Genomic DNA, 22,842 nt, shown 5'->3' with positions numbered 1-22,842 from the left:
GGGTGCGGCCGCGCTACCTTTTATTAAAAGAAAACCGTCTTGATATACTGAAGCCCCAGCGGTACTGGCCTTTTGTCCAGGAGCTGGTGGTCTGCGGAATAAACTGCATTTCCTGAATGGCGGTGGCATTGGTGAAGTTGAAGTGGAATACGTGGCCGCCGGTTTCCATCTCCAGTCCGGCGCCCAGCACGTTGTAAAACCTGGTCTGGTTGAGTGTTTCCAGATATTGCTTTTCCTCCTTGTTGCGGAAAGGAACGGTATAATCTACCACGAGTGACATCCGTTTGCTTAGTTTTAACCTGCCTCCCGCACCCAGTGCGAAGAGGTCGTTCTGATCATTGAACTGGGTGTAGTTGCGGTGAATATAGCTCGGGATGAGTATAAGCGATAGGCCCGGACTGAATTTGCGGGCGAGGATCAGCTGACTGACATAGTTCATCCGGTCGGTAAAACTGCTGTAAGAGGTTGCCGCAGTTGGGTCGTCCTTGTTGGCCTTTACTGCAGCGATGGTGTTGCTGACAAAAGCGGTGGCCGACAGCGGCATCCGGTCGTCGCTTGTTTGCTGAAGCAGGCGAAATTTCAGGCTGAGTTCAATGAGCTGCTGAACGGCCGTAGCACCCTTGGCACGTGCAAGCCCGGCAGTGAGGCGGTCACTTACCCCATAGTCGAAGCCAATTCGGATATCCGTAGAGTTGTCGAGCCCGAAAAACTGACTGATGCCACCGTTATCACCTGCAATATCACCAAAGCGGTGGTCGACCTTAAAGTCGAGCTCATTGCGGTGGATGGTTTCATTGGTATGCAGGTTGATCAGTTTACCCGACTTAAACGTGGCGGTCACTTTCTCGCGTTCCTGGGGTATGGTCTCCAGTTCCTTTTCAAGATCCTGCTGCGCCATTCCCGAAAGGGCAAGGCACAACAAGACCAGAACAAACATGATTTTTTGATTCGTTTGGTTAAATTCTATGTTCATATAGCTGTTATTTTTTCTGGAGATACAGGGCCTGAACCCTCACCTCTACAAATTCTGCGATGTTTTTAAATACCAGCGAAGGGATCTTAATGCCATGGTCGGCTATCCTGACTTTAAAGGTCGCGCGTGCCATTATGCCATCCTTGTTCACGGTGAGGTTAGCCGGAACCGTATACGCTTTTGTAACCCCATGTACATTCAGGTTGCCGCTTACGGTGACCGGGTAATTGCCCTCTTTCTGCGGATCGAAGGCACCCGTGATCTTACCCTTAAACTCTGAATGGGGAAACTTGTCCGATTCCATATAGTTTTCATTGAAGTGCTCCTGCATCAGCTTCTTCTGGAACCTGAAGGAGGTGTTGCTCACGCGGAACACGATTTCCCCGCTGCCGGTGTTTATCGCAGAACCTGCCGTATTACTTTTGGCTTCAATGTCTTCGACCACCGTGCTTGAGAAAAAGGATATCGCTGCGTTTCTGCTGATCAGCACCTGCTGGGCATGCACCTGCACCAACGAAAACAGCAGCACAAATAGGGTTGAGATCTGTTTCATAGATTGGGCTATTGCGGTAAACCTTTGTCGAACCAGGTTTGCAGCGAACTCAGCTCAGCTGCGGAAAGGCTGCCTGTTTTGGGCATGGTTTTGTTGACCAGTACGGCCTGGCGGATCCTGTTCGAATTGGCCACAACGGAAGCATGTCCGTTGAAAGTCCACACGCCCGAGGCAGTCCCTCCCGGAGCGTGGCAAGCGCTGCATTTGTTCTGGAATAAAGCCTGTGCGAAGTTGGCGTAGGTGATCTCCTCTGCCGGCGGATCGGGCGGGCCGTCATCTGGTTTCAGTTCAGCGGCCTGTTTCTTGGAACAGCTTACCATCATCAGGTAAAAGCATGTCAAAATAGCGAAGGTTGAAAGTTTGCTCATATCTGCATTACGGGGCAAAAATCCGAATGGTTGTCGCCGCCCCCTAAAAAATTTATTTTTGTGATAAGGCAACCTTTCAGGTTGGCCGGCCGTATGCGCGGTATATATGAATGAAATAAACAGCTAGTGCAGTCCATCATCAGAGGTTGTATCAATAGGGAGCGATCCAGTCAGCATTTACTGTATAAGGAATACTATAGCTATTGCATGGCCATTTGCCGGAGGTATGCCATCAATGATTTTGAGGCCGCCGACGTTTTAAACGAGGGATTTCTGAAAGTGTTTACCCATATCGAAAAGTACGACAGCGCCAAGCCCTTCAAGGCATGGATTGGAAGGATCATGACCAATACCGCGATAGATCATTACCGCGCCAATCTCCGCTTCAGCGGGCACGACGACCTGTTGGACCATCACGATATCGGCAGTTATGCGAATGTCTATGCAGACCTCGCGTACAAAGACCTGCTGCTGCTGGTGCAGCGCCTTCCGCCCGCGTACCGCATGGTGTTTAACCTCTTTGCGATCGACGGTTACACGCATGAAGAGATCAGCGGGATGCTGAACATTTCCGTGGGCACATCGAAATCAAATCTGTTTAAAGCCCGGCAAAAGCTGCAGGATATGCTTAGTGAAACCGGGGCCGGGCCGAAAACAGATGCTCCGGAAACAACCATTAAATACGGCTCGTGATGAGTCCGAAATACCATACGGCAAATGAAAACTGAAAATAATATAGACGAGTATTTTAAAAAGGGCTTAGCCGAGCCCGACATCCCCTTCGATGAGGCGCATTGGGAGAAGATGTCGGCCATGCTCGACAACCATAAACCCCGGCGCGTACTTCCACTATGGCTCATCGCCGGAGGCAGCATCGCCGCTGCTTTGCTGATCGCGCTTTTTGTGATGCTTAACCAGCGTACCGTCAGTCCGGCTAAACAACAAAGCCTGACGCAGCAATCGAAGCAAAGAACAGCGGAAGTGCCGGCGCAGGAGAAGGTGCAAACGCCAGTGCAAATACCAGCGCCCCCGCAGGCTCCGGCAGAACGGTCTGGGCAGCCGGTTCAGTTTGCCGGCATTCCTGCAAGAGGGAAAGCCGTCGCTGCGCTTCAGACGCCAGTAGCTCCTGATACAACAGGCAAAACCGATGTCGGCCCGCAAGGGTCACCGACCGAAGCTATTGCTGCGGTAGCGGAACCTGTAGCGGAACCCGCAACGCAACTACCACCGCCCAGCGAAGCCAAACCCCTTCGTGCGGGAGGCAAGCCCTTTGTGCTGAGCATTATCGCTGCCCCCGACATCTCTACCAGTCCCTCAAACCTTTCCACTAAAATCAGCACCAACATTGGTGTGCTGGGTACTTACGCCTTGTCGGACAGGCTCAGCGTTACAACGGGACTGGTGTATGCCGTGAAACGGTACGGCTATGGGGGTACTACCATCAGCGCCTACGGTGCCACATCCAGGTCGCCCGACGTGTTTGCTGACTGCAGGGTACTTGATATTCCGCTGAACCTGAACTATAAAGTATTTGAGAAAGGCCGAAATTCCCTGTCCCTGAACACCGGGATATCCAGTTATTTCATGCTCAATGAAAAGTATGAATATCGTATAGCAGAGGTGGGGTCACCTGCGCAGGTATCTCAGCGTGAGATCGTAAACAAGAACCAGCACCTCTTCGGCGTGGCCAATGTTTCCCTCAGCCTCAACCGCCAGCTAAGCAATAAGGTAAATGTTGGTCTGCAGCCCTTCCTGAAACTGCCGCTTACAGGCATCGGTGAATACAACACCCGCCTGCGTTCTATGGGTGTGGCTGTTTCGCTCAATATGAACCTGTCGCAGCCTTGATGGCCTTATTCCTCTTCGCCGGTATTCTTCAGTTTCATCAACAGGGAATATGCACCTTTGGTAACCAGGGTTTTGTTGGCTAAGTCCGTCATAACAGCGGTTTTACCCTCCGAAGTTTCGCCGGTCTTTACCTCCTGCATGATAAACTTCCGGGTAGCTGTCTGTATAAATACATAGTCTTTGCCTTCGAAATTAACCACCGCACCTTCGGGCACAAACTGCGCCTTTTGATTTTCCAGTTCAAGTTCGGCATTCATATACATTCCCGGCAGAAGGCGCTTGTCATAGCGGTCAAAATGACAATGGATCTCAGCGATGCCGCCCTCTGTGATGGTATGCCCAACCAATATGACCTTCGTCTCAAACCGCTCCTCAGGGCGGGCATTGGTAAATGCCCATACACGCTGGCCCCGGCTGATTTTGCTAAGATCTCTTTCGAAGACGGTGAGGTTTAGATGGATATCAGCGGGGTCGACCAGCTCGAGTATGACATCTGAGGGTGTTACATACTTGCCCGTATTTGCGCTTACTTTGCTGACGTAACCTGTAATAGGGGAGTAAATGTTGACCGTGTTGGAAATCTTGCGGGCATTGAGCTGCGGCAGGCTTACATTGATCAGTTTCAGCTTTTCGATTTGCGCGGCCTGCTCTACCTGAAGATTATTGTATTCCGTTTCTGCCAGTTGATACGTTTTGTCACTGTTGGCCTTGCTGGAGTTGAGCTCCCTTTGCCGGGCAAGTTCTTTGCTCGCATAGTTGAGCCTGTTTTTCGTGTTCAGATAGTCCTGCTGCAAGCTGATGTATTGCGGATCTTCCATGACAGCGATGATCTGCCCCTTGCGCACAGGCATACCCGGCAGCATGCGGATGGATTTTACATAGCCGCCCAGAGGGATGCTGACCGACACCAGGTTCTGTGGCGGCACATCAATCTTACCCTGAAATTTCAGTCGCTGGTTGATTTTTCCAAAGCCGGACCTTCCGGTTTCCAGGCCAATGTTTTTTGCCTGTGCGGGCGTGAGGCTAACTTCGCTTTCATTGGCGACCGCTTCGTCCTGCTGCGTGGCAGTATCATGGCTGTTGCTGCAGGATAGCATGAGCATCATGACAGACAGGGTGCCGATATAGGTATAGTGCTTCATTTTATTGTGCTAATAGGTAATTAAGTTCAGTAATGGTTTTATTCAGTTCGCGTAAGGTATTGAAGTAGCTTTCCCGGATTGCTACCGTCTGATTATTCAGCATAGTCCACTCGATATAATTAATTTCACCATGCTGCAGTTGCTTGTCTAATGCAGCGGTGATTTCCCCCGCGGTCTTTAGCCCCGTGGTCTCAAAGTTTTTAATCAGCGCAAGCTGTTGCTGGTATCGGGCATAGGCCGACTTCAGTCCGGCGCTGAGCTGTTTTCCCGCGTTTTCGGTTTCCGATTTCCGGTACTGTTCAAGAATCCTTGCGGCCTGCACTTTCTGCTTTTGCGAACCACCCAGCAGTGGGATGCTTAATCCGAACTGGAACGACTGGAAGCGGTCGGCCGACTGATGGCTGATGCCGTCGCGCAGCGTAGTGCTGTTATAGCCTATGGTAAACTCCGGCAAGCGCTTTGCCTGTTCGGCTTTTGTTGCTGCCTCGGCCACACGTTCTTCCTGTCTTTGCCATTGAAGCACCGGATGAGCGCTCCAGGACAGGGTGTCCGTTAATTCGGGGCGTGCGGTAAGTGTCTGTGCCACCGGACGTAGCGAAGCATCGGTATTGAGCAGGGAAGCAAGTTGTTGCCGGAGCTCGTTGTGCTCCATCTGAATCTGCGCAAGTTTGGTTCTTATCCCGAGCAACTGATTCTCCGCACTGGCCTTTTCCAGAACACTGCTTTCCCCGCCCTTAAACCGGAGTTCCGCCAGGTCACGAAGTCGCCCATACGAAGAGTCGGCCCCGAGATACAACTTTTGCAGGGCCTCAACGATGATCAGGTCGTAAAACACCTGTGTGGTGATCCGGGTAAGCCCGGCCTTGTTCAAGTCTTTCTCGAGCAATGCGGACTTCCATTCTTCTATGAGCCTGTCTTTTTGTCGCGAGTAAACCCCTGGCAGACTAAAGCTCTGGCTAAGGCTCAACCTGTTGTCCGTTAAGTCGCCGTTGAACTTACCATATTCCCCGCTGATGCTGATCGGGGAAATTGTAGTCGCGGTTTCCGTGAGCTGCCTGCGGTAGCCGGCGTTCAGCGTACTGCTTTTCAGACTGATGTTGTTCTTGTATAAACTGTCGAGCGCCTCCTGAAGCGTAATGGGCTGCTGCGCATTGGCTGCCGGGCCTGCAAACAGGATGACGATGATCATTGCGATCTTTGGCGCCTTAACTCTTTTCTTCAGCCCCTTTTCGAAGGCGACATAAAGGATAGGAAGCACAAATAGTGTCAGCAGCGTAGCGATCATTAGTCCCCCAATAACCACCGTAGCCAGCGGACGCTGCACAGCGGCACCCGCACCGTTGCTGATCGCCATGGGCAGGAAGCCCAGGGAAGCCACGAATGCGGTCATCAATACCGGTCTGAGCCGGGTTTTAGTTCCTGTAAGTACAACCTTTTTCATATCCGTTTCTCCCGATTTTTTGACATTGTTAAACTCCGCGACCAGCACGATGCCGTTCAGTACGGCAATACCGAATAAAGCGATAAAACCTACACCAGCACTGATGCTAAAAGGCAATCCCCGCAGCGCAAGCAGAAATATTCCGCCAATGGCAGACAAAGGAATGGCGCTATAGATCAGCAGCCCCTGTTTAATAGAACCGAAAGCAAAATACAGCAGCAGGAAAATGAGGACCAGGGAAACAGGAACCGCAATCATTAGCCTGGATTTAGCTTCATTCAGGTTTTCGAAGGAGCCACCGTACGTAATGCTGTAGCCCGCGGGCAATTTTATTTCACTGCTGATCTTTTCCTGCAGCTCTTTCACAATGCTTTCCACATCGCGGCCGTCGACATTAAAGCCCACAAGAATCCTGCGTCTGGTATCTTCGCGCTGGATCTGACTCGGACTGTTCACCAGGGAGACGCTGGCCAGCTGGTTCAGCGGGATCTGCTGTCCGGCAGGTGTTGGAATCAGCAAGTCCTGCACATCCTGCAGGCTCCGTCTTTTGTCATTCTGAAGCCGGACGACCAGATCGAACCGCTTTTCCCCTTCAAAGACCAGACCCGTACTTTGTCCGGCGAAAGCGGTATTTACGTTTCTGTTGATCTCAGAAATGTTAAGCCCGTACTGCGCAATGGCCGCCCGGTTATACGCGATCACAATCTGAGGTGTTCCCGAGATCTGCTCGACATAAAGTTCCGTAGCACCCTCCACCTTTCTGACCAGGTTGCCCAGCTTTTTGGAGTAATGCGCCAGCGTATCAAAATCTTCACCGAACAGTTTGATCACCACATCCTGTCTCGCCCCCGTCATAAGTTCATTAAAGCGCATCTGAACCGGGAACTGGAAGCTGGTCGTAACACCCGGCACCTCGCTTGCCGCCTCGCCCATCTTTTCAGACAGCTCATCGAAACTGCGCGCTGATGTCCACTCATCTTTAGGCTTAAGGTTAATGATCATATCGCCCATATCCATAGGCAAAGGCTCGGTGGGCACTTCACTGCTCCCGATTTTCGTGACGATGCTGTTCACTTCCGGGAAGCGTTCTTTCAGTATGCCCGCGACCATCTGCACATTTTCGATCGTCGTGTTCAGATTACTGCCCGGCAGTACGCGCGTCTCCACAGCATAATCGCCCTCCTCTATGGATGGTATAAACTCGCCGCCCAGGTTGGAAAGCACAAAAAGCGCCGCAACAAAAAGCGCCAATACCGTTGCGATCACCGTCTTAGGAATGCCCAGCACACCTTTTAGCAGTCTGGAATAGCCGGTTTCAACTTTGCCGATCAGCCGGTCTGACAAGTTTGATTCTGCTTTGATCTTCTTGCTTAGGAACAAACTGGATATCATAGGGATATAGGTGAGCGAAAGAATGAAAGCCCCGAGTAGCGCAAAAGCAACCGTTTGCGCCATCGGCTTGAACATTTTGCCCTCAATGCCTTGTAAAGTAAAGATGGGAAGATAAACGATGAGGATGATGATCTGACCGAAGACCGCGCTGTTCATCATTTTAGAAGACGCACTTTTCACCTGTTTATCCATTTCTTCCTGCTTCAGCACATATAAGCCGCCGGGACTCTTGTTGCGGCTCAACTGGTGCATGACCGCTTCTACGATGATCACCGCACCATCCACGATCAATCCAAAGTCGAGCGCCCCCAGGCTCATCAGGTTGCCGCTCACCCCGAAAATATTCATCATGATGATCGCAAATAACATAGACAGCGGGATCACCGACGCCACAATGAAGCCCGCGCGGAGATTGCCCAGGAAAAGGACCAGCACAAACACCACAATCAGGGCGCCCTCCAGCAGGTTCGTTTCTACTGTTTTAATGGCATTATTAACCATACTCGTGCGGTCGAGGAAAGGTACGATCTCGACCCCCTCCGGTAAGGTCTGCTCTATCTGCTTAATTCTTGCTTTGATGTCTTCGATGACCACATTGCTGTTTGCCCCCTTCAGCATCATCACAATGGCGCCGGACACCTCGCCCTCGTTATTAAATGTTAAAGCCCCGTACCTCGTAGCAAAGCCGGTTTCAACATTGGCCACATCCCGGATAAGCAGGGGCGTAGCGCCCTCGTTGCTGCGGACGACGACGTTTTCAATATCCTCTTTGCTTCCGATAAGACCCTCGCTGCGGATATAAAGGACGGTCGACTGCTTTTCAATATAAGCCCCGCCCGTGTTCTGGTTGTTGCGTTCAAGCGCATCAAAAATATCGCTGATGGTTACTTTATGCGCCACCAGTTTGTTCGGATCAATGGTTACCTGGTACTGTTTAAGCTTGCCCCCGAAACTGCTCACTTCCGCTACCCCCCTGACGCCAAGCAGTTGCCTGCGGATAATCCAGTCCTGGATGGTGCGCAGCTCCGTAATGTCGTACCGCTTTTCATAGCCTTTTTTCGCTTTTACCGCATATTGATAGATCTCCCCAAGTCCCGTGGAAATTGGACCCATCTCCGGTTTACCGATACCCTGAGGAATTTGTTCCTGTACAATAAGGAGGCGCTCTGCCACCTGCTGGCGGGCCCAGTATACGTCAATATCGTCGTTAAAAACCAGTGTGACCAGCGACAGGCCAAACCGGCTGTAGCTCCGGATCTCTTTGATCCCAGCAATATTACTATTGGCCTGTTCCACCGGAAAAGTGACCAGGCGTTCTATGTCGGTAGCACCATAAGAAGGTGCTGTGGTGATGATCTGTACCTGATTGTTGGTGATGTCGGGCACAGCATCAATAGGCAGTTTGGTTAGCTCAAAACTGCCATAAATAACAAGGGCCACAGTAAACAGCCCGATAATGAGTTTATTCTTGATAGAAAACTCAATGATTCTATTTAACATGAAAATGGGAATAATCGTTTCTAATCAGACACCACGCAATGATGGCGTCAACAAAAAATTAAGAAAGGATTAGCCCTTTTGGAGGTTGCCAGATCTTTCCGGCGTAGGAAGAATGCGGAATGTGATCGTTCGAGAGCCTTTTGGCCTGATCTAAGACGATATGGTCGACCCTCAGCAAATGGCTGTTGCTGGGCGGTGGTGTAGAAGTGAGCACCTTTCCGGAAAACATATCCGGGGTTTTAAACGGGAGCTGATTATCCCTTTCCTCATCATCATCCGTATGCGGAACACAGCCATAATGATGTTCGAGATAGCTCAGAAACGATATGCTGTTATCTAAGCTTTTATGTTCGAAATAATGCTGAAACAACACAGGAAGCTTGGTGAGTTCCCGCAGCTCTGTACAGAAAAACACATAAAACGTTAGCAGCAGTATGTTCAACAGCTTTTTCAATCTTCCAAAATTAGCCAATTGAGACAGAAAAGCAAGAATCAATGAGGGATGAGTTTTAACATCAGCAGACCTACTATAACTTTTCGATCTCTTCGACTGAAAAGCCTGTCGCTTTAGCAATGATGTCAATGGAGACCGATTCCTTCTTCAGGGATTTAGCTACTTCAAGTCTTCCCTTCTTCTCGCCTTTTGCGATACCTCTGGCTTCGCCCCGCGCTTCGCCGGTTTCTTCAGCCTGAGCGAGTACAGCGGCATTGTCCCATTTGCGTTTTAAGTCCTGATCGTACATTTTCTGTTCCTCCTTAGTTAGCTTAGCGTATTCGGCCACCTTATAGAGCTTTTCAAAGATGGTTTTTCTCAAGTGGGGCGGGAGATGATCCATTTCCTCCAGGTGTTTGAGATTGAATAACCATTTGTCGAGCTCTCCTTTACATTCGGCTTCGGTCTTTATACTTGGTGCGACTCTCCATGATTGTTTTCTTGAAATGCAAGTTTAATTGCTTTTCAAGAAAACACACAAATTATAACCGGTTAAGTTTAGTGCAATGACGTGTTAGTCTATCGAGACTACGAAGGCTTTCAGTGTGTAGGGAGCACTGTGTTAAAGAGTGTTAATTAAAGCGGAGATTTTCTTTTGTTCGCTACCTTTAATCTGTGGCTACCCATGTGATACTTAAATTCATATAAATCATATTAAAAGTTCTCTAAACCGTTAAAAATGACCAGTATCTTAAAGACATCCGTACTAATCGTTTGTGTTTTTTTACAAATGAACGTGTTACAAGCACAGCAAACCTTCAAAATAAGAGGTAATGTCAACCGTATATCGGGTAGCAAGACGATCCAAATGGGGAGATTAAGTGCTCCGATACAAGAGGACGGATCTTTCGAACTGGCCGGTGAGGTAACGGAGCCGAAACTAGAAGCGTTACACCTCGACAGCTCAAGTTTAAGCTTGTTATGGCTCGAGCCAGGCGATTATCTTCTTAGCTGCCGGGAAGAAAAACACCAAGGGCATACGTCCACTCAATTGAAGATCGTAGTGAAGAACGGTCCGGCTGATGCCAGTGTTTTTGGTCGCTTTAACGAAACGGCCGGTAAAAACTTTCTCATCGACGCATCAATTAAAGGGCCTGAGGCCCAGCGGAAAATAGCAGAGGCCTACGCTGACAGCCTGTTTAAAAACTATCCCAATGCCAAATTCCTTCCCGCAGTTGTTTTTAGCTCCCGCAGTTTTGTTGGTTTGGACGCTACCAAAAAATATATTGCTCTCCTGAGTCCTGAACTGCAAAAAGACCGGCTTATTCAGAATATACAAAGTGATATCAAACGGGCAGAGCGCCTGGCAATCGGTGCGACCTTTGATGACTTTGCACTTAAGACAACAGACGGCAAGGATTTTAAACTTTCCTCTTTAAAGGGCAAAAAGATTATTGTTTTGGATTTCTGGGCGAAATGGTGCGCACCGTGCCGTGCCGGCCACCCTAAACTGGTTGAACTTTACAAAAAATATGCAGACAAAGGCCTGGAGATTGTGAGCGTATCTTTGGATAATAACACTGAAGACTGGCTTAGCGCCATTAAAGAAGATCAGATAGGGAGCTGGATCAATGTTTCTGACTTAAAAGCTTGGCAGACTGAGCCGGTAAAAAATAATTATATCAATTATATTCCATTTTCGCTTATGTTGGACGGAGATCGCAAGATATTGGGTGTTTACAACTTTAGTAAACCCACGGAAAAAGATATTTTAGACAATTTATAAAACTCTATAAATAAAACACACAAATCATAACCGGTTAAGTGCAGCAGTTCTTTTGATATCTTCGAGCACCCAGTCTAGTTCGAGGTCTTTGCCTGCCAGGTGGTCTTCGATCTGGTAGGTGATGGTAACATCGGGCATAACGCCTCTTCCATCGATACTGCTGAGGTCGCCGAAAAAAGAGGGGACGTTTCCGTACCGAAGCAATAATTGCGTTGTTGGTAGTGTGAGGGTGTTATTTACGCCGGCTGTAATGATGTTTTTACTGCCGCCGGTCTCTTCGCCAACGAGCGTCACGTTTTTCAGGCTTTTTAGGTTCGCTGCAAGTATACTGCTGGCAGAGAAAGAGCCTCCGTCAATCAACACATATATTTTGCCTTTGAATGTGAAGGTGTAAGGCTGGACTTTCTGGTAGTCTAACTTTGATAATTTGATCAGCCAGCTCCGGATTCTCTCATTTCCGTACAGCATTTTCTGCTGTTTGATCTCTTCCGGCAGCCTGCAGAAGTACCTGGGGGAATCTAAGAGATGGCTGAAAATTCTTGCTGCCCAAATCAATTCTCCGCCTAAGTTTCCTCTTAAATCGAGAATCAGTGTCTTTAACTTTCGTCTTTCGATGTCATGAAAGATGCCCTCATAGCCCGGATAATTGTCCCCGTTCATGAAAGTGCGTACTTTGAAATAGGCGATATTGCTATCCGCAGTCAGTAATCTATACTCTGCATTAGGCGGTGGTGTGCCGCCAACACTGTCATAGCCCTTCTCCAGACGTGGTTCTAATTTGATTGTTCTGGACTTTCCTGATGATTTGATCAACATGTTCAGCGGAGCTTTTTGTGGAAACAGAAACCGGTAACGCTCCGCAAATACACCATTATTCATGGAGATCCTTTTGTAGGTTGTATTGTAACCATCCGCGGTGATATAGCCATTCAAGCTGTCAATCAGCTTTGCCGCAGGCATATTGTTGATGCTCATGATTTCCGTGCCACTGGTGATGCTGGAATCAGGAGATAAATTCTTCGTGATAAATAGCCTTTTTCCTGTTACCCAATAGCGGAACTGGTAAATCGGGTGTTGCAACGTTGGTTGTTTCAGATAGGCAATGTCTTGCGGCGTTAGTTTTGAATAATCTATTTCCAGCCTGAGGTGGCCGTCGCCTATACTGCTGATCACCTGCTGTAATTTTATATACAGCGTGATGGAAGTGATCGGTGTGTCTATGGTTCTTCTTAAACTGTCGAATTTGTGGTTGAGCGCTTTTTTACTGATGTACAGATATAGGTTAGGATGTTCCCTTTCCAAAGTAGTTTGTACAAGATAAATATCCTTCTTGAGATCGGATGGCTGATGCAACTGCTTAGAGATCTGATCCAGATACTGCGCATTCACACCGAATGCTGTACCAAAGAACAATACGATAAATAAGAGCGCTGAAAGTTTCATATGGCAAGATATTAAAACCAGGCTATTGGCCAAACTATATCACTGTATAGTTACTGTCCGGTAAGTAGTTTGATGTCCTGGAGCTTCTTTCCGAATTGATCATCGGCTGCAAGCTTGTAGAAATCGCCTTGGAGGTTCATTGCTCTGAGCACATTGAAATACGCTCCCATGGATACATTTGGGCTGCCTTTTTCTAGCAAGCTTGATGTTCTCGCCCAATACTTCAAGTATCTTTTTGTGCTTTGGGAATAAGATCGGTTTCTTACTTATCATGCTTAATATTTTAGGCGTTTTATACAAAAATGCTAATAATATTAAGCATTGTTAAGTAGTGTCATTTCCTTAAATCCTGTACCAATTGCAATGGAGGTTTTCCGTAGACTTTTTTGAATGCCCGTGAAAAGTTTACCTACTATAACTTTTCGATCTCCTGAATTGAAAGGCCGGTCCCTTCAGCGATCAAATCCAGCGCAATACCTTTTTTCTTGAATACTCTGGCCAGTTCAAGTTTCTCCTCACGCTTTCCCTCTAACTTTCCCTTTGCGATACCTCTTGCTTCGCCTCGCGCTTCGCCGGTTTCTTCAGCCTGAGCTAGTACAGCGGCATTGTCCCATTTGCGTTTTAAGTCCTGATCGTACATTTTCTGTTCCTCCTTAGTTAGCTTAGCGTATTCGGCCACCTTATAGAGCTTTTCAAAGATGGTTTTCCTCAGGTGGGGCGGGAGATGATCCATTTCCTCCAGGTGTTTGAGATTGAATAACCATTTGTCGAGCTCTCCGTTACATTCGGCTTCGGTCTTTACAAAATTACTGAAATCAATATAAGTATACCCAAGGTGTTCGTAAAATATTTCGCCGGTTTCCCTGTAACACAAGCAAATATCATGCAGATAGCGGGAGTCGTTCAAAATCTTGTCGGGAGTGCTTTTCGGTTCTGCCGCATCTATGATAGCGATGAAATAGACTTCGCTGATGTTATATTTCCATTGACGCATTTCGCCTTTAGGTGCCTGTTCGCTGATCAGCCTCGAGGTATAATATATACTTCGTTTTTTAAAGTTAACCGGACTGCTGTGCTGCACTTCGATCAGGAATTTTTCGCCATTCTCGCCGGTGCAAAGCAGGTCGAAGAGTGTCTTAGCTTCCTCGGTGTTGTCGCCAAGGTATTCCGTTTTACTGTACATCAGATCTACGATGGTCTTACGGCCGTTGAAGATTGCGTTAAGGAACTCAATCAGCAGGTCTTTGTTGGGCTCAGTTCCGAAGATACGTTTGAAAGCAAAGTCGACGAATGGATTAATGTATTTGGTGTGTTTCTCCATGATTGTTTAATTGAACGGCAAGTTTAATTGCTTTTCAAGAAAACAGACAAATTATAACCGGTTATTGATGACTGCGATTTCATTTTATCAGGAGCATCGTAAAGCGCTGACCATCCATGACACCATCGAGATGTAGTCGCTCGCCCTGCTGCCTGATATTGCCTTTGAACGCGCCTGTTGCGCTTGCAGGATATTGCCATTTCATGGTAATGCGATTGCCATCCAACGCATAGTGCCCTATGCGCTGCCTGCGGTAATCGTTCCATTTGAACACGACCTCGTTGTCCAGGTCCAGGTAAACATGCGTTAATACACTGTCGGTAGAGCTTTTGGCCTGGTAAGCTATTCCGTTTATTGTGAGGTGTTCTACCCTGTATTTGCCGGTGAGTTCGGGATGCCTGTTGGGGTGACGAAGGCGGATGGTGCAGAACAGCAACACCAGGATGAACAATACCGGCCATAGCCACTTTAGCGGAGTTACGGAATGACGAGACCTGTTCAGGAGCAACGGCCATAGATGGGTAGCATCCGTGCAAATAAAATAAACGACTGCTGTTAAGAATACGGCGCCGTGTAAGAGTACGCCTGCCGGCATAGCATAAAACAAATCCACGAGCGTGATGAATACCAAAAGAGGTAAAGCGATCAGACACCCTAACAACCGGGTTCTCCCAAATAGGATCAGCGCAGCTGAAGCAATCTGCAAGATCGCGACCACCGATGTGAAGGGATAGGAATAACGGAAGAATGCCCAAACCAGGTCATAGCCTGAAAAGCTGGAGAATGGCTCGTCTAATTTTCCCAGCGGCACAATCATCTGAAGTTTCTGAAGCTTCTGAAGGCCGAACATTGCCAGATCAACCCCCAGGCTAAATGCCATCACCTGTCTGAACCATAATTCATATCTCGGCTTTAGACCTTTGTTTTCACGGGTTTGCCAGATAAACACTATGATGAGCGCGGTAAGCAGCGGCAGGTAAGCCAGGATATGAATGATGTGAAGCGGGATGATATCGCTGATATATTTCGAGGCCAGACGGCGATAAGTCAGTGCTACTAAGAATGCCGACAGCAGGCCAAGCAATAGTTTTGAGGAAAATTTCATGTGATCGTTTTTCTGCAAAACAAGTATTGTGTCCCAAATTTTTGTCCGGCTGTATCCAAACGTACTTTCCGTCTGGATAGCGTCGTATATTTACATCTTAACAAAAGCCCCTGCAATGGATCAATCTATCCCTTTAGTCATATCATCAATTTGTGCCGGAAGTTTGTTCCTTGCTGCCTTTCTACTTCTGTCGGGCTTAGTCCGCAACAATAGCGTGGCTAACCGATGGCTGGCGGCTTTCTTTCTCGCCTTAAGTTTATTGTTTATCCAGTTGCTGCTTGAACAAAATACTTCGTCGAATTTTTACCTGATCTACCTGTCGGAGTGGTCGCGCTGGGCGATTTTCCCTAGCTTGTATATGGCTGTTTATTCATTTGTTCAATCGAAAAAGCCATCGTTATTATTGACGCTACATTTTCTGCCGGCCCTGCTGTTTGCTTTTTTTACCTTGTCGGGCAAGGACAATCTCCCTTCCTGGACAGCATTTTTTGTCCGCTATTTCTTTTTCATGCAGGGCCTGGTTTATGGCGTGCTGAATCTCCGGTTGTTATATGCCCACAAGCAGCGAATACGGCAGTTGCTGGCAGATAAGGCATCCGATCTGAGCTGGCTTCGTAATTTAGTATATGCTCCTGTAGTAATCGCGGTCATGTGGCTTGCATTCAGGCGTCTGCCAGCCGCGGATAGCATACTCTATCTCATTTGTCTGGGCTTGACCCTCTATTTTATTTCTGCTGCGCTACGGCAACGCATCGTTTATCCCAGGGAAGTTGCGCTATTAGATCATAAGCCTAAGGCCTCTTCAGATTCGCAGCGCCTGACCCCGCCACAAATTGATCTGTTGAAAAAGCGCGTGGCGTTGGTCGTGGAGCAAGAAAAGCCATACCTTGATCCGGCATTAAACCTAAAAATGCTGGCCGATAGGATCGGCATTAGTACCCATGAACTATCATTGGTGTTGAACCAGGGTTTCGGTATGAATTTCTATTCGTATGTTAATGGCCTGAGAGCAGAAGAGGCGGAGAGATTATTAAACTCTGGCAGCTATGGCAGGGGCGATATGCAGACTATCGCATTCAGCGCAGGTTTCAACTCGCGGACGACGTTTTATGCGGCGATGAAAAAGCTGAAGCAAGGTGAAAAAAAAATTTAAAATAAATCTACTACCAAGGGCGGTCTGAACTGTAGTGTAGGTATAAGGGGAGAAAATTAATATTCCCTGAACACTATGGATACAAAGAAAGCACAGGAACTGATCAATAGATTTCGCCAGGGGAGGCTGAGCCCCGAGGATGAGGCGATCCTTGATGGCTGGTACCTGAGCCTTCCGGAAGAGGAGCGCAGCAGCATTAGTGATGAGCAATTGCAGGCGCGGAAAGAAGCGATTCTGATGCGTTTGAATGAAAGTTATCTGAATTCAAATAAAGAACCTCGTATAACCCGATTGTGGCCGCGCATTGCAGTATCGGCAGCTGCGGTAGCGGCCATAATATTCGGGTTGTGGTTTTTTAATTATAGAGATACAAGCAAGACCAGTAACAACACCGAGCATAACTATGCCACGGACATCAAACCCGGAACCTTTGGCGCAACGATTACTCTGGCGAACGGGAAGACGATCGCACTAAGTGAAGCCAAAGAAGGTGTGGTGATTGGCAATGGCATTACTTATACCGACGGTACGTCGGTTATGGACTCGTCATCCCGAACCGGCCAATCGTCATCCCGAACCGAAGGGAGGGATCTCCTGGACAAGGGATCTCTCGCTGCGCTCGAGATGACGGCCGCTACCGCTCGCGGACAAACTTACCACATTACCTTACCGGATGGAACGAAGGTATGGCTTAACGCTGCTTCGAAAATCGAATTTCCCGGCTCCTTCGATGGGTTAGTCGCGCGGGAAGTTCGATTAAGTGGCGAAGCCTACTTTGAAGTTTTTAGGAACAAAAAGCAACCCTTTGTAGTAAACGTCAAAAAATTGGATGATAGAATAGCCCAAAGGGTAGAGGTATTGGGTACCCATTTCAACATTAACGGCTATGCCGATGAGGCGAATATTAAGACGACCCTCCTGGAGGGAAGTGTTAAAGTGATGCCGTGGGCTGCAGTACCCGTGTCATTACCGGGCCTGAGCAAGCAGGCCCTGGCCATGCGCGAAGTACTGTTAAAGCCTGGTCAGCAGGCCATGCTAACCCCCAACCAAAACCTGCGCGTAGCGGAGGTGAACACCGAAGAGGCGGTAGCCTGGAAGAACGGAAGCTTTGCGTACAACAACACCCCGCTGGAGGAAGTGATGCGGCAGATAGCCAGGTGGTATAACGTAAGCGTAAGCTACGAGAAAGAAAGCCTGAAAAAGGTACCGATAGGAGGTGCGGTATCCAGAAACGACAATGTGAGCCGTATGCTCAAAACCCTGGAAAACACCGGCGCTGTGCGCTTTGAGATTAAAGGGAAAACCATACTAGTTAAAGAATAAGCCAGAGAAAGTTAAACAACAAATATAGAATCAAACCATAAACAGAATATAAACCAAACTAACCAAAAAAACATGAAAAGACATTTACGACAGCGAAGTTAGCAGAAGCAGAAAGGGGTATCAGGAACAAGAAGCCGAATGGTGCGGGAACACCACCCGGCGGGCGGGCCTAAGCAAACCCAAAAACAATTGTGCGAACCATTTATCGATTAAACTTAAACCCAAAGTAAAAGTATGAAAAAAACTGCTTTTAACTTGCGGCTGTCACAAGCATGGCTGCCGCCCAAAATATTACTCATTATGAAACTCATCATCATCATAATGACCGCCTGCCTGATGCAGGTAAGCGCCGCCGGATTTGCCCAGAAAATCACCTACAGCAAAAAAGGCGCAACACTCGAAGAGATCTTCAGCGAGATCAGGAAACAAACCGGCTATTACGTAGTATACGCCGAAAACAAAGTAAACAAAGAAGCCAAACTCGACGTCAACTTCAGAAACACCGAACTCAACAAAGTCCTCGACGTCATCAGCAACAGCCAAAACCTGGAATACAGCCTCGACGACAAAAACATCAGCCTCAAACCCAAAGAAGAATCCGTCATAGACCGGATCATCGCCCGATTTCAAGCGATTGACGTACGAGGTAAAGTGGTGGATTCCTTAGGCAACGGCCTAGCAGGAGCGACGGTAAGTGTGAAGGGTGGAAAAGGTACTCATACTTTGGCGAACGGCGATTTTTATATAAAGAATGTAAAGGAAGATGCAGTATTGGTTGTTTCTTTCTTGGGTTATGTTCCAAAGGAACAAAAAGTAAAAAAGGATTTTGTGTACGTGCAGTTGAAGCTAAGTAGTTCTAAACTGGACGAAATACAAATTATGGCCTACGGTAAGACCTCTAGAAGGCTAAGCACAGGAAATATTTCTACCATAAAAGGAGATGATTTATTATTAAATCCGGTGGATAATCCCTTAAGCGCATTAATAGGACGTATTCCTAACTTGTCAGTCACTCCTACAAGCGGACTTCCAGGTGCGCCTTTAAAGACTCAACTAAGAGGTCAGAGTAGTCTAATGGGGACATCAAGTGAGCCACTGATAATAGTTGATGGCGTACCGCTTTCAAACAATGTTGACCCGGGCTATTATAATCTATTTTCGGGAGGTGCTTTATCCTCACTTTCATTGTTAAATCTTAGTGATATTGAATCAGTCGACATACTCAAAGATGCTGATGCGACTTCTATATATGGATCGAGAGGTGGAAATGGGGTAATCCTAATCACAACCAGAAAAGGAAATCCAGGAGAGACAAAGATAAATATGAATGGCCAATTTGGATTATCTTCCGTTGTAAAGAAAATACCATTACTCAATACTGCGCAGTATTTGGAAATGAGAAGAGAAGCATTTAAAAACGACGGTGTTGAGATCCAAACGACTAACCCCTATGAACCTGGGTATGCTGTAGACTTATCACTATGGGATCAAAAGAAATATACTGATTGGCAAGAGGAGCTTCTAGGAAAAAGTGCTCGAACCTATAATTTTCAGGGATCTATTTCTGGGGGGACGTCAATGATTCAATACTTCTTAAGTGGTGGATACAATACGCAGGGTTTTGTCTTTCCTGGAGATTCGAATTGGCAAACTGGAACGGGAAACATTAGCATTTCTGGAAAATCAAGAGGCGGAAAATTTCAGTTCAACTTAAATGGAGGGTATAGCAGTAATAAGTCAAAGACTCCAATACAAACATCGGTTGTTACAGCACTAACATTGCCTCCAAATGCTCCTGACATTTTCAATAAAAGGGGCGGATTAAACTGGGAGACTGATCCTCTGACTGGACTGGCTTCGTGGGCTAATCCGTATGCTGGAATGTTGAATCCTAATAGTTCAAAAGCCAACAACTTGCGTTCAACGGTTGATATTGGGTATCAAGCGACTTCTGAGCTAAAAGTTAAAGCTACTATTGGTTTCAACGAGGTTCGAACAAATAGCAAATATTTTGAAACGATAGCTGCGCAAGACCCGGGTATTTGGGAATATGTTACTGGACAATCAAATTTCACAAATAGCCTAGCAACATCATTGAATGTGGATCCACAAGTGAATTACTCTAAAGTTTTTAAAGGGTCAAAGTTGGATATTTTGGTCGGTGCCACACTGCAAAGCCAGAACGTCGAAAATGAATGGATAAATGGATCAGGATATACGAATGATGCACTCTTAAATAGCTTAGGCGCCGCATTTTCAACTAATGCAATAAATAGAAGCTCTCAGTACAAATATTTTGGCGTATACAGCAGGGCAAATTATATACTGCAAAATAGATACCTCCTAAATGTCAGCACGAGAAGAGACGGCAGCAGCCGATTCGGACCCGGTAATCAGTTCGGAAATTTTGCGTCGGTCGGTACGGCATGGATTTTTAGTAATGAAAGTTTTTTTAAGTCAGCAAGTTCCATTTTAAGTTTTGGAAAAATTCGGGCGAGCTTGGGAAGCAGTGGAAATGATGGGATAGGAGATTACAAATATGTTGAACAATATACCACTATGAACAATGTTCTATACCAGGGATTAAGACCGTTATTAACTATGGGGGTTACAAATCCTGATTATCACTGGGAAAGCATTCGTAAAGCTGAGGTCGGGATCGAATTAGGTTTGTTCAAAGATAAATTTATAATTAATGCTACTTATTTCCGACACAAATCATCCAGTCAGTTGGGCGGTAGGACATTGCCATTCACTGCCGGAGGACTGTCTGTTGTTGAAAATCAGTTGGCTACAATTCGAAATAGTGGTTACGAACTTATAATTAATAGTGTAAATATTAAGACACCAAAATTTAATTGGAATTCTTCTTTGACATTCGGGATGTTAGGTAATAGGCTTTTAGCTATTCCTGAGAGTTTTGTTATGAATTCACCTTCTTTGCTGTATTATTCAGAAAGAGGAGAAAGTCCGATAGGAAAACCGTTCAATGGTTTTGTTGGGGCATACGAGTTTAAAGGAGTTGATCCCGCAACCGGGCTGTATCAATTTCTCACAAAAGCTGGTACCATAACTACCGAAGCAGATGCATTTGCCTATTCTAAGAAGGTCAACATTGCTCCGAAGTTTCAAGGAGGGTTATCGAATAGCATTAGCTACAGTTCTTTTAGAGTTGATTTTTTTGTCCAGGTCACGAAGCAATTAGGATATAATCCGCTGCACAACCTGATTTTTTTGAATCCTGGGGTACCTAAAAATCAATTAGTGGAAAACTACAATAACTGGAGGAATATAGGAGATAAAAAGAGCATACAAAAATTTAGTCAACAAGGGTTTAATGAAGCTGTTGATGCATATTATAGGATTTCATCCAGCGATCGAGCTTGGGTTGACGCATCCTTTATACGATTAAAGAATGTTGCATTATCTTACGATCTACCACCTTTTATTATAAAAAAGGGATATATTAAGAATCTACGTTTATTCACGCAGGCTCAAAATCTCCTTACGCTGACAAAATATAAGGGGTTTGATCCCGAGACTCAGGATGTTGCTAGTTTGCCTCCCTTGAGGACTTTATCTTTTGGACTTTCATTAGGCTTATAAAATCATGAAAAAGAATCATTTACTTCATATCAAATTATTCCTGATGGTTGGCTTTTTTGCTACCGTTATGGGATGCAAAAAATTTATTGAGATCGACCCGCCGATTGATAGCTCATCTAAAGCTCTGGTATTTGAAAATGAAAGCCTGGCGATCTCAACTATGACGGGTCTTTACGCCACTATTACAACAAATCCAAGATTGGGTGGTGGTAGCCCATCAGTAAATTCATCTCTATCAGTCCAGTCAGGATATTTAGCGGATGAATTAATCAGTTTCTCAGACCTGTTTCTTTATCGGAATGACCTCAATACTATGCCATTCGATATTTGGAGTACGGTTTATAAAGATTTTATCTTTCCTGTGAATTCTATTATTGAAGGGTTGGAAAATACTGAATCTTTAAATTCTGAAACTAGAAATATACTATTGGGTGAAGCGAAATTCGCTAGGAGTTTTGCATATTTCTATCTTGTTAACTTTTATGGCGATGTGCCTCTCGTGCTTACAACTAACTATAAGATTAACTCCAACATTCCCAGAACGGACAAAAAGATTGTCTACAAACAAATTATAAATGATTTGAATAGCGCTGACGAGCTACTGAAGGATCAGTATCTTGATGCTAGATTGCGAATAAGTAGTATTCCTGAAAGAATTCGACCTAACAGAGGAGCAGTCCAAGCGCTATTAGCAAGGATTTATTTATATAGCGAGGATTGGAACAGGGCAGAAGTGGCGGCCACAAAGGTATTAGAGAATAGTGGATTATATGAACTTACTCCACTGAATGATGTATTTCTTAAAAATAGCAGAGAGGCCATCTGGCAGCTGCAACCAAACTTATTAAATAACAATGGTACAAACACGTCAGATGCCTTACTCTATCTTACATCGACGAGATTTCTAGCTGCAGCAAGCTCTTTTTTGATGAGTTCATTTGAAAGTGGAGATCAAAGGAAATCTCAATGGATTACTAATCGTACAAATTTAGGTACGACTTATCAAGTGCCTTACAAGTATAAAGTTGGTAGGGGAAACTCAACACAAGAACAATCAGAATATTTGATGGTTTTGCGCCTGAGTGAACAATATTTGATACGAGCAGAGGCAAGGGCTCATAATAACAATCTTTTCGGAATCAACAGTGCTGAAAGTGACTTAAATATGATTAGAAACCGCGCTGGATTATCGAATTTTTCCGGATCCACTCAAAAGCAAATTTTAGATGCAATTTATCATGAACGTCAAGTCGAATTATTTTGCGAATGGGGACACCGTTGGCTTGATTTAAAACGTACGGGGATCATAGACAGTGTTATGACGGAAGTTGCTCCCGTAAAAGGTGGTACATGGGCAGGTTATAAAGCCCTTGCTCCAATACCGTATTATGAATTCCTATATAACCCGTCTCTAAGAGGTCATCAAAATCCTGGTTATAAAGAACAAATTTAATA

17 protein-coding genes are annotated in these 22,842 nt (G+C 46.3%); 7 read left to right on the top strand and 10 right to left on the bottom strand.

The window, feature by feature from the left end; genetic code table 11:
• Nucleotides 1-13 precede the first annotated feature (13 nt).
• Genes QEP07_RS09185 through QEP07_RS09175 form a run of 3 tightly spaced genes read right to left on the bottom strand, consistent with a single transcriptional unit; the run spans nt 14 to nt 1,894 of the window.
• Complete coding sequence (locus tag QEP07_RS09185) at nt 14-973, bottom strand: DUF5777 family beta-barrel protein (protein WP_285009669.1); 960 nt, start codon at nt 971-973, stop codon at nt 14-16.
• A 7-nt stretch (nt 974-980) separates the two neighbouring features.
• A complete protein-coding gene (locus QEP07_RS09180) occupies nt 981-1,526 on the bottom strand; it encodes a YceI family protein (RefSeq protein ID WP_285009667.1) in 546 nt (181 codons plus the stop codon).
• An 8-nt stretch (nt 1,527-1,534) separates the two neighbouring features.
• Nucleotides 1,535-1,894, bottom strand: a complete 360-nt coding sequence (locus QEP07_RS09175) for a cytochrome c family protein (protein ID WP_285009665.1) — start codon at nt 1,892-1,894, stop codon at nt 1,535-1,537.
• 126 nt (nt 1,895-2,020) lie between these two features.
• On the opposite strand from QEP07_RS09175, the gene QEP07_RS09170 reads away from it, so the two are divergent.
• Complete coding sequence (locus QEP07_RS09170) at nt 2,021-2,587, top strand: RNA polymerase sigma factor (protein WP_285009662.1); 567 nt, start codon at nt 2,021-2,023, stop codon at nt 2,585-2,587.
• Nucleotides 2,588-2,611: 24 nt separating this feature from the next.
• Nucleotides 2,612-3,742: a hypothetical protein gene (locus QEP07_RS09165; protein WP_285009660.1), complete on the top strand. Its 1,131-nt coding sequence runs from the start codon at nt 2,612-2,614 to the stop codon at nt 3,740-3,742.
• Nucleotides 3,743-3,747: 5 nt separating this feature from the next.
• Here QEP07_RS09165 and QEP07_RS09160 read toward each other — a convergent pair whose 3' ends face one another.
• The 4 genes from QEP07_RS09160 to QEP07_RS09145 all read right to left on the bottom strand — a co-directional run bounded on the left by QEP07_RS09160 (nt 3,748) and on the right by QEP07_RS09145 (nt 10,122).
• Nucleotides 3,748-4,884 carry an efflux RND transporter periplasmic adaptor subunit gene (locus QEP07_RS09160; protein WP_285009657.1) on the bottom strand — a complete coding sequence of 379 codons (1,137 nt, stop codon included), beginning with the start codon at nt 4,882-4,884 and terminating at the stop codon, nt 3,748-3,750.
• 1 nt (nt 4,885) lies between these two features.
• Nucleotides 4,886-9,217, bottom strand: a complete 4,332-nt coding sequence (locus tag QEP07_RS09155; RefSeq protein ID WP_285009656.1) for a CusA/CzcA family heavy metal efflux RND transporter — start codon at nt 9,215-9,217, stop codon at nt 4,886-4,888.
• A 58-nt stretch (nt 9,218-9,275) separates the two neighbouring features.
• Complete coding sequence (locus QEP07_RS09150) at nt 9,276-9,671, bottom strand: hypothetical protein (RefSeq protein ID WP_285009655.1); 396 nt, start codon at nt 9,669-9,671, stop codon at nt 9,276-9,278.
• A gap of 73 nt (nt 9,672-9,744) precedes the next feature.
• Nucleotides 9,745-10,122, bottom strand: coding sequence for a PD-(D/E)XK nuclease family transposase (locus QEP07_RS09145; protein WP_285010741.1), 378 nt, complete (start codon nt 10,120-10,122; stop codon nt 9,745-9,747).
• A gap of 318 nt (nt 10,123-10,440) precedes the next feature.
• Here QEP07_RS09145 and QEP07_RS09140 point away from each other — a divergent pair, with 318 nt between their 5' ends.
• Nucleotides 10,441-11,436 carry a TlpA family protein disulfide reductase gene (locus QEP07_RS09140; RefSeq protein WP_285009653.1) on the top strand — a complete coding sequence of 332 codons (996 nt, stop codon included), beginning with the start codon at nt 10,441-10,443 and terminating at the stop codon, nt 11,434-11,436.
• 24 nt (nt 11,437-11,460) lie between these two features.
• Here QEP07_RS09140 and QEP07_RS09135 read toward each other — a convergent pair whose 3' ends face one another.
• The 3 genes from QEP07_RS09135 to QEP07_RS09125 form a co-directional block, all read right to left on the bottom strand.
• Nucleotides 11,461-12,879 carry a S41 family peptidase gene (locus tag QEP07_RS09135; protein WP_285009651.1) on the bottom strand — a complete coding sequence of 473 codons (1,419 nt, stop codon included), beginning with the start codon at nt 12,877-12,879 and terminating at the stop codon, nt 11,461-11,463.
• A gap of 412 nt (nt 12,880-13,291) precedes the next feature.
• The gene (locus tag QEP07_RS09130) at nt 13,292-14,200 is read right to left on the bottom strand and encodes an Rpn family recombination-promoting nuclease/putative transposase (RefSeq protein ID WP_285009650.1); all 909 of its coding nucleotides are present in this window, start codon (nt 14,198-14,200) and stop codon (nt 13,292-13,294) included.
• A gap of 79 nt (nt 14,201-14,279) precedes the next feature.
• Nucleotides 14,280-15,305, bottom strand: a complete 1,026-nt coding sequence (locus QEP07_RS09125; RefSeq protein ID WP_285009649.1) for a hypothetical protein — start codon at nt 15,303-15,305, stop codon at nt 14,280-14,282.
• A 115-nt stretch (nt 15,306-15,420) separates the two neighbouring features.
• Here QEP07_RS09125 and QEP07_RS09120 point away from each other — a divergent pair, with 115 nt between their 5' ends.
• The 4 genes from QEP07_RS09120 to QEP07_RS09105 all read left to right on the top strand — a co-directional run bounded on the left by QEP07_RS09120 (nt 15,421) and on the right by QEP07_RS09105 (nt 22,840).
• Nucleotides 15,421-16,458: a helix-turn-helix domain-containing protein gene (locus QEP07_RS09120; RefSeq protein WP_285009647.1), complete on the top strand. Its 1,038-nt coding sequence runs from the start codon at nt 15,421-15,423 to the stop codon at nt 16,456-16,458.
• 75 nt (nt 16,459-16,533) lie between these two features.
• Nucleotides 16,534-17,781 carry a FecR family protein gene (locus QEP07_RS09115; protein ID WP_285009646.1) on the top strand — a complete coding sequence of 416 codons (1,248 nt, stop codon included), beginning with the start codon at nt 16,534-16,536 and terminating at the stop codon, nt 17,779-17,781.
• Nucleotides 17,782-18,015: 234 nt separating this feature from the next.
• Nucleotides 18,016-21,387, top strand: coding sequence for a SusC/RagA family TonB-linked outer membrane protein (locus tag QEP07_RS09110; protein WP_285009645.1), 3,372 nt, complete (start codon nt 18,016-18,018; stop codon nt 21,385-21,387).
• Between the two features lie 4 nt (nt 21,388-21,391).
• Nucleotides 21,392-22,840, top strand: coding sequence for a RagB/SusD family nutrient uptake outer membrane protein (locus QEP07_RS09105; protein ID WP_285009643.1), 1,449 nt, complete (start codon nt 21,392-21,394; stop codon nt 22,838-22,840).
• The last annotated feature ends 2 nt before the right edge of the window (nt 22,841-22,842 follow it).

The organism is Pedobacter faecalis (genome assembly GCF_030182585.1).
Classification (GTDB): domain Bacteria; phylum Bacteroidota; class Bacteroidia; order Sphingobacteriales; family Sphingobacteriaceae; genus Pedobacter; species Pedobacter faecalis.
This window is presented reverse-complemented; position numbering and strand designations above follow the sequence as displayed.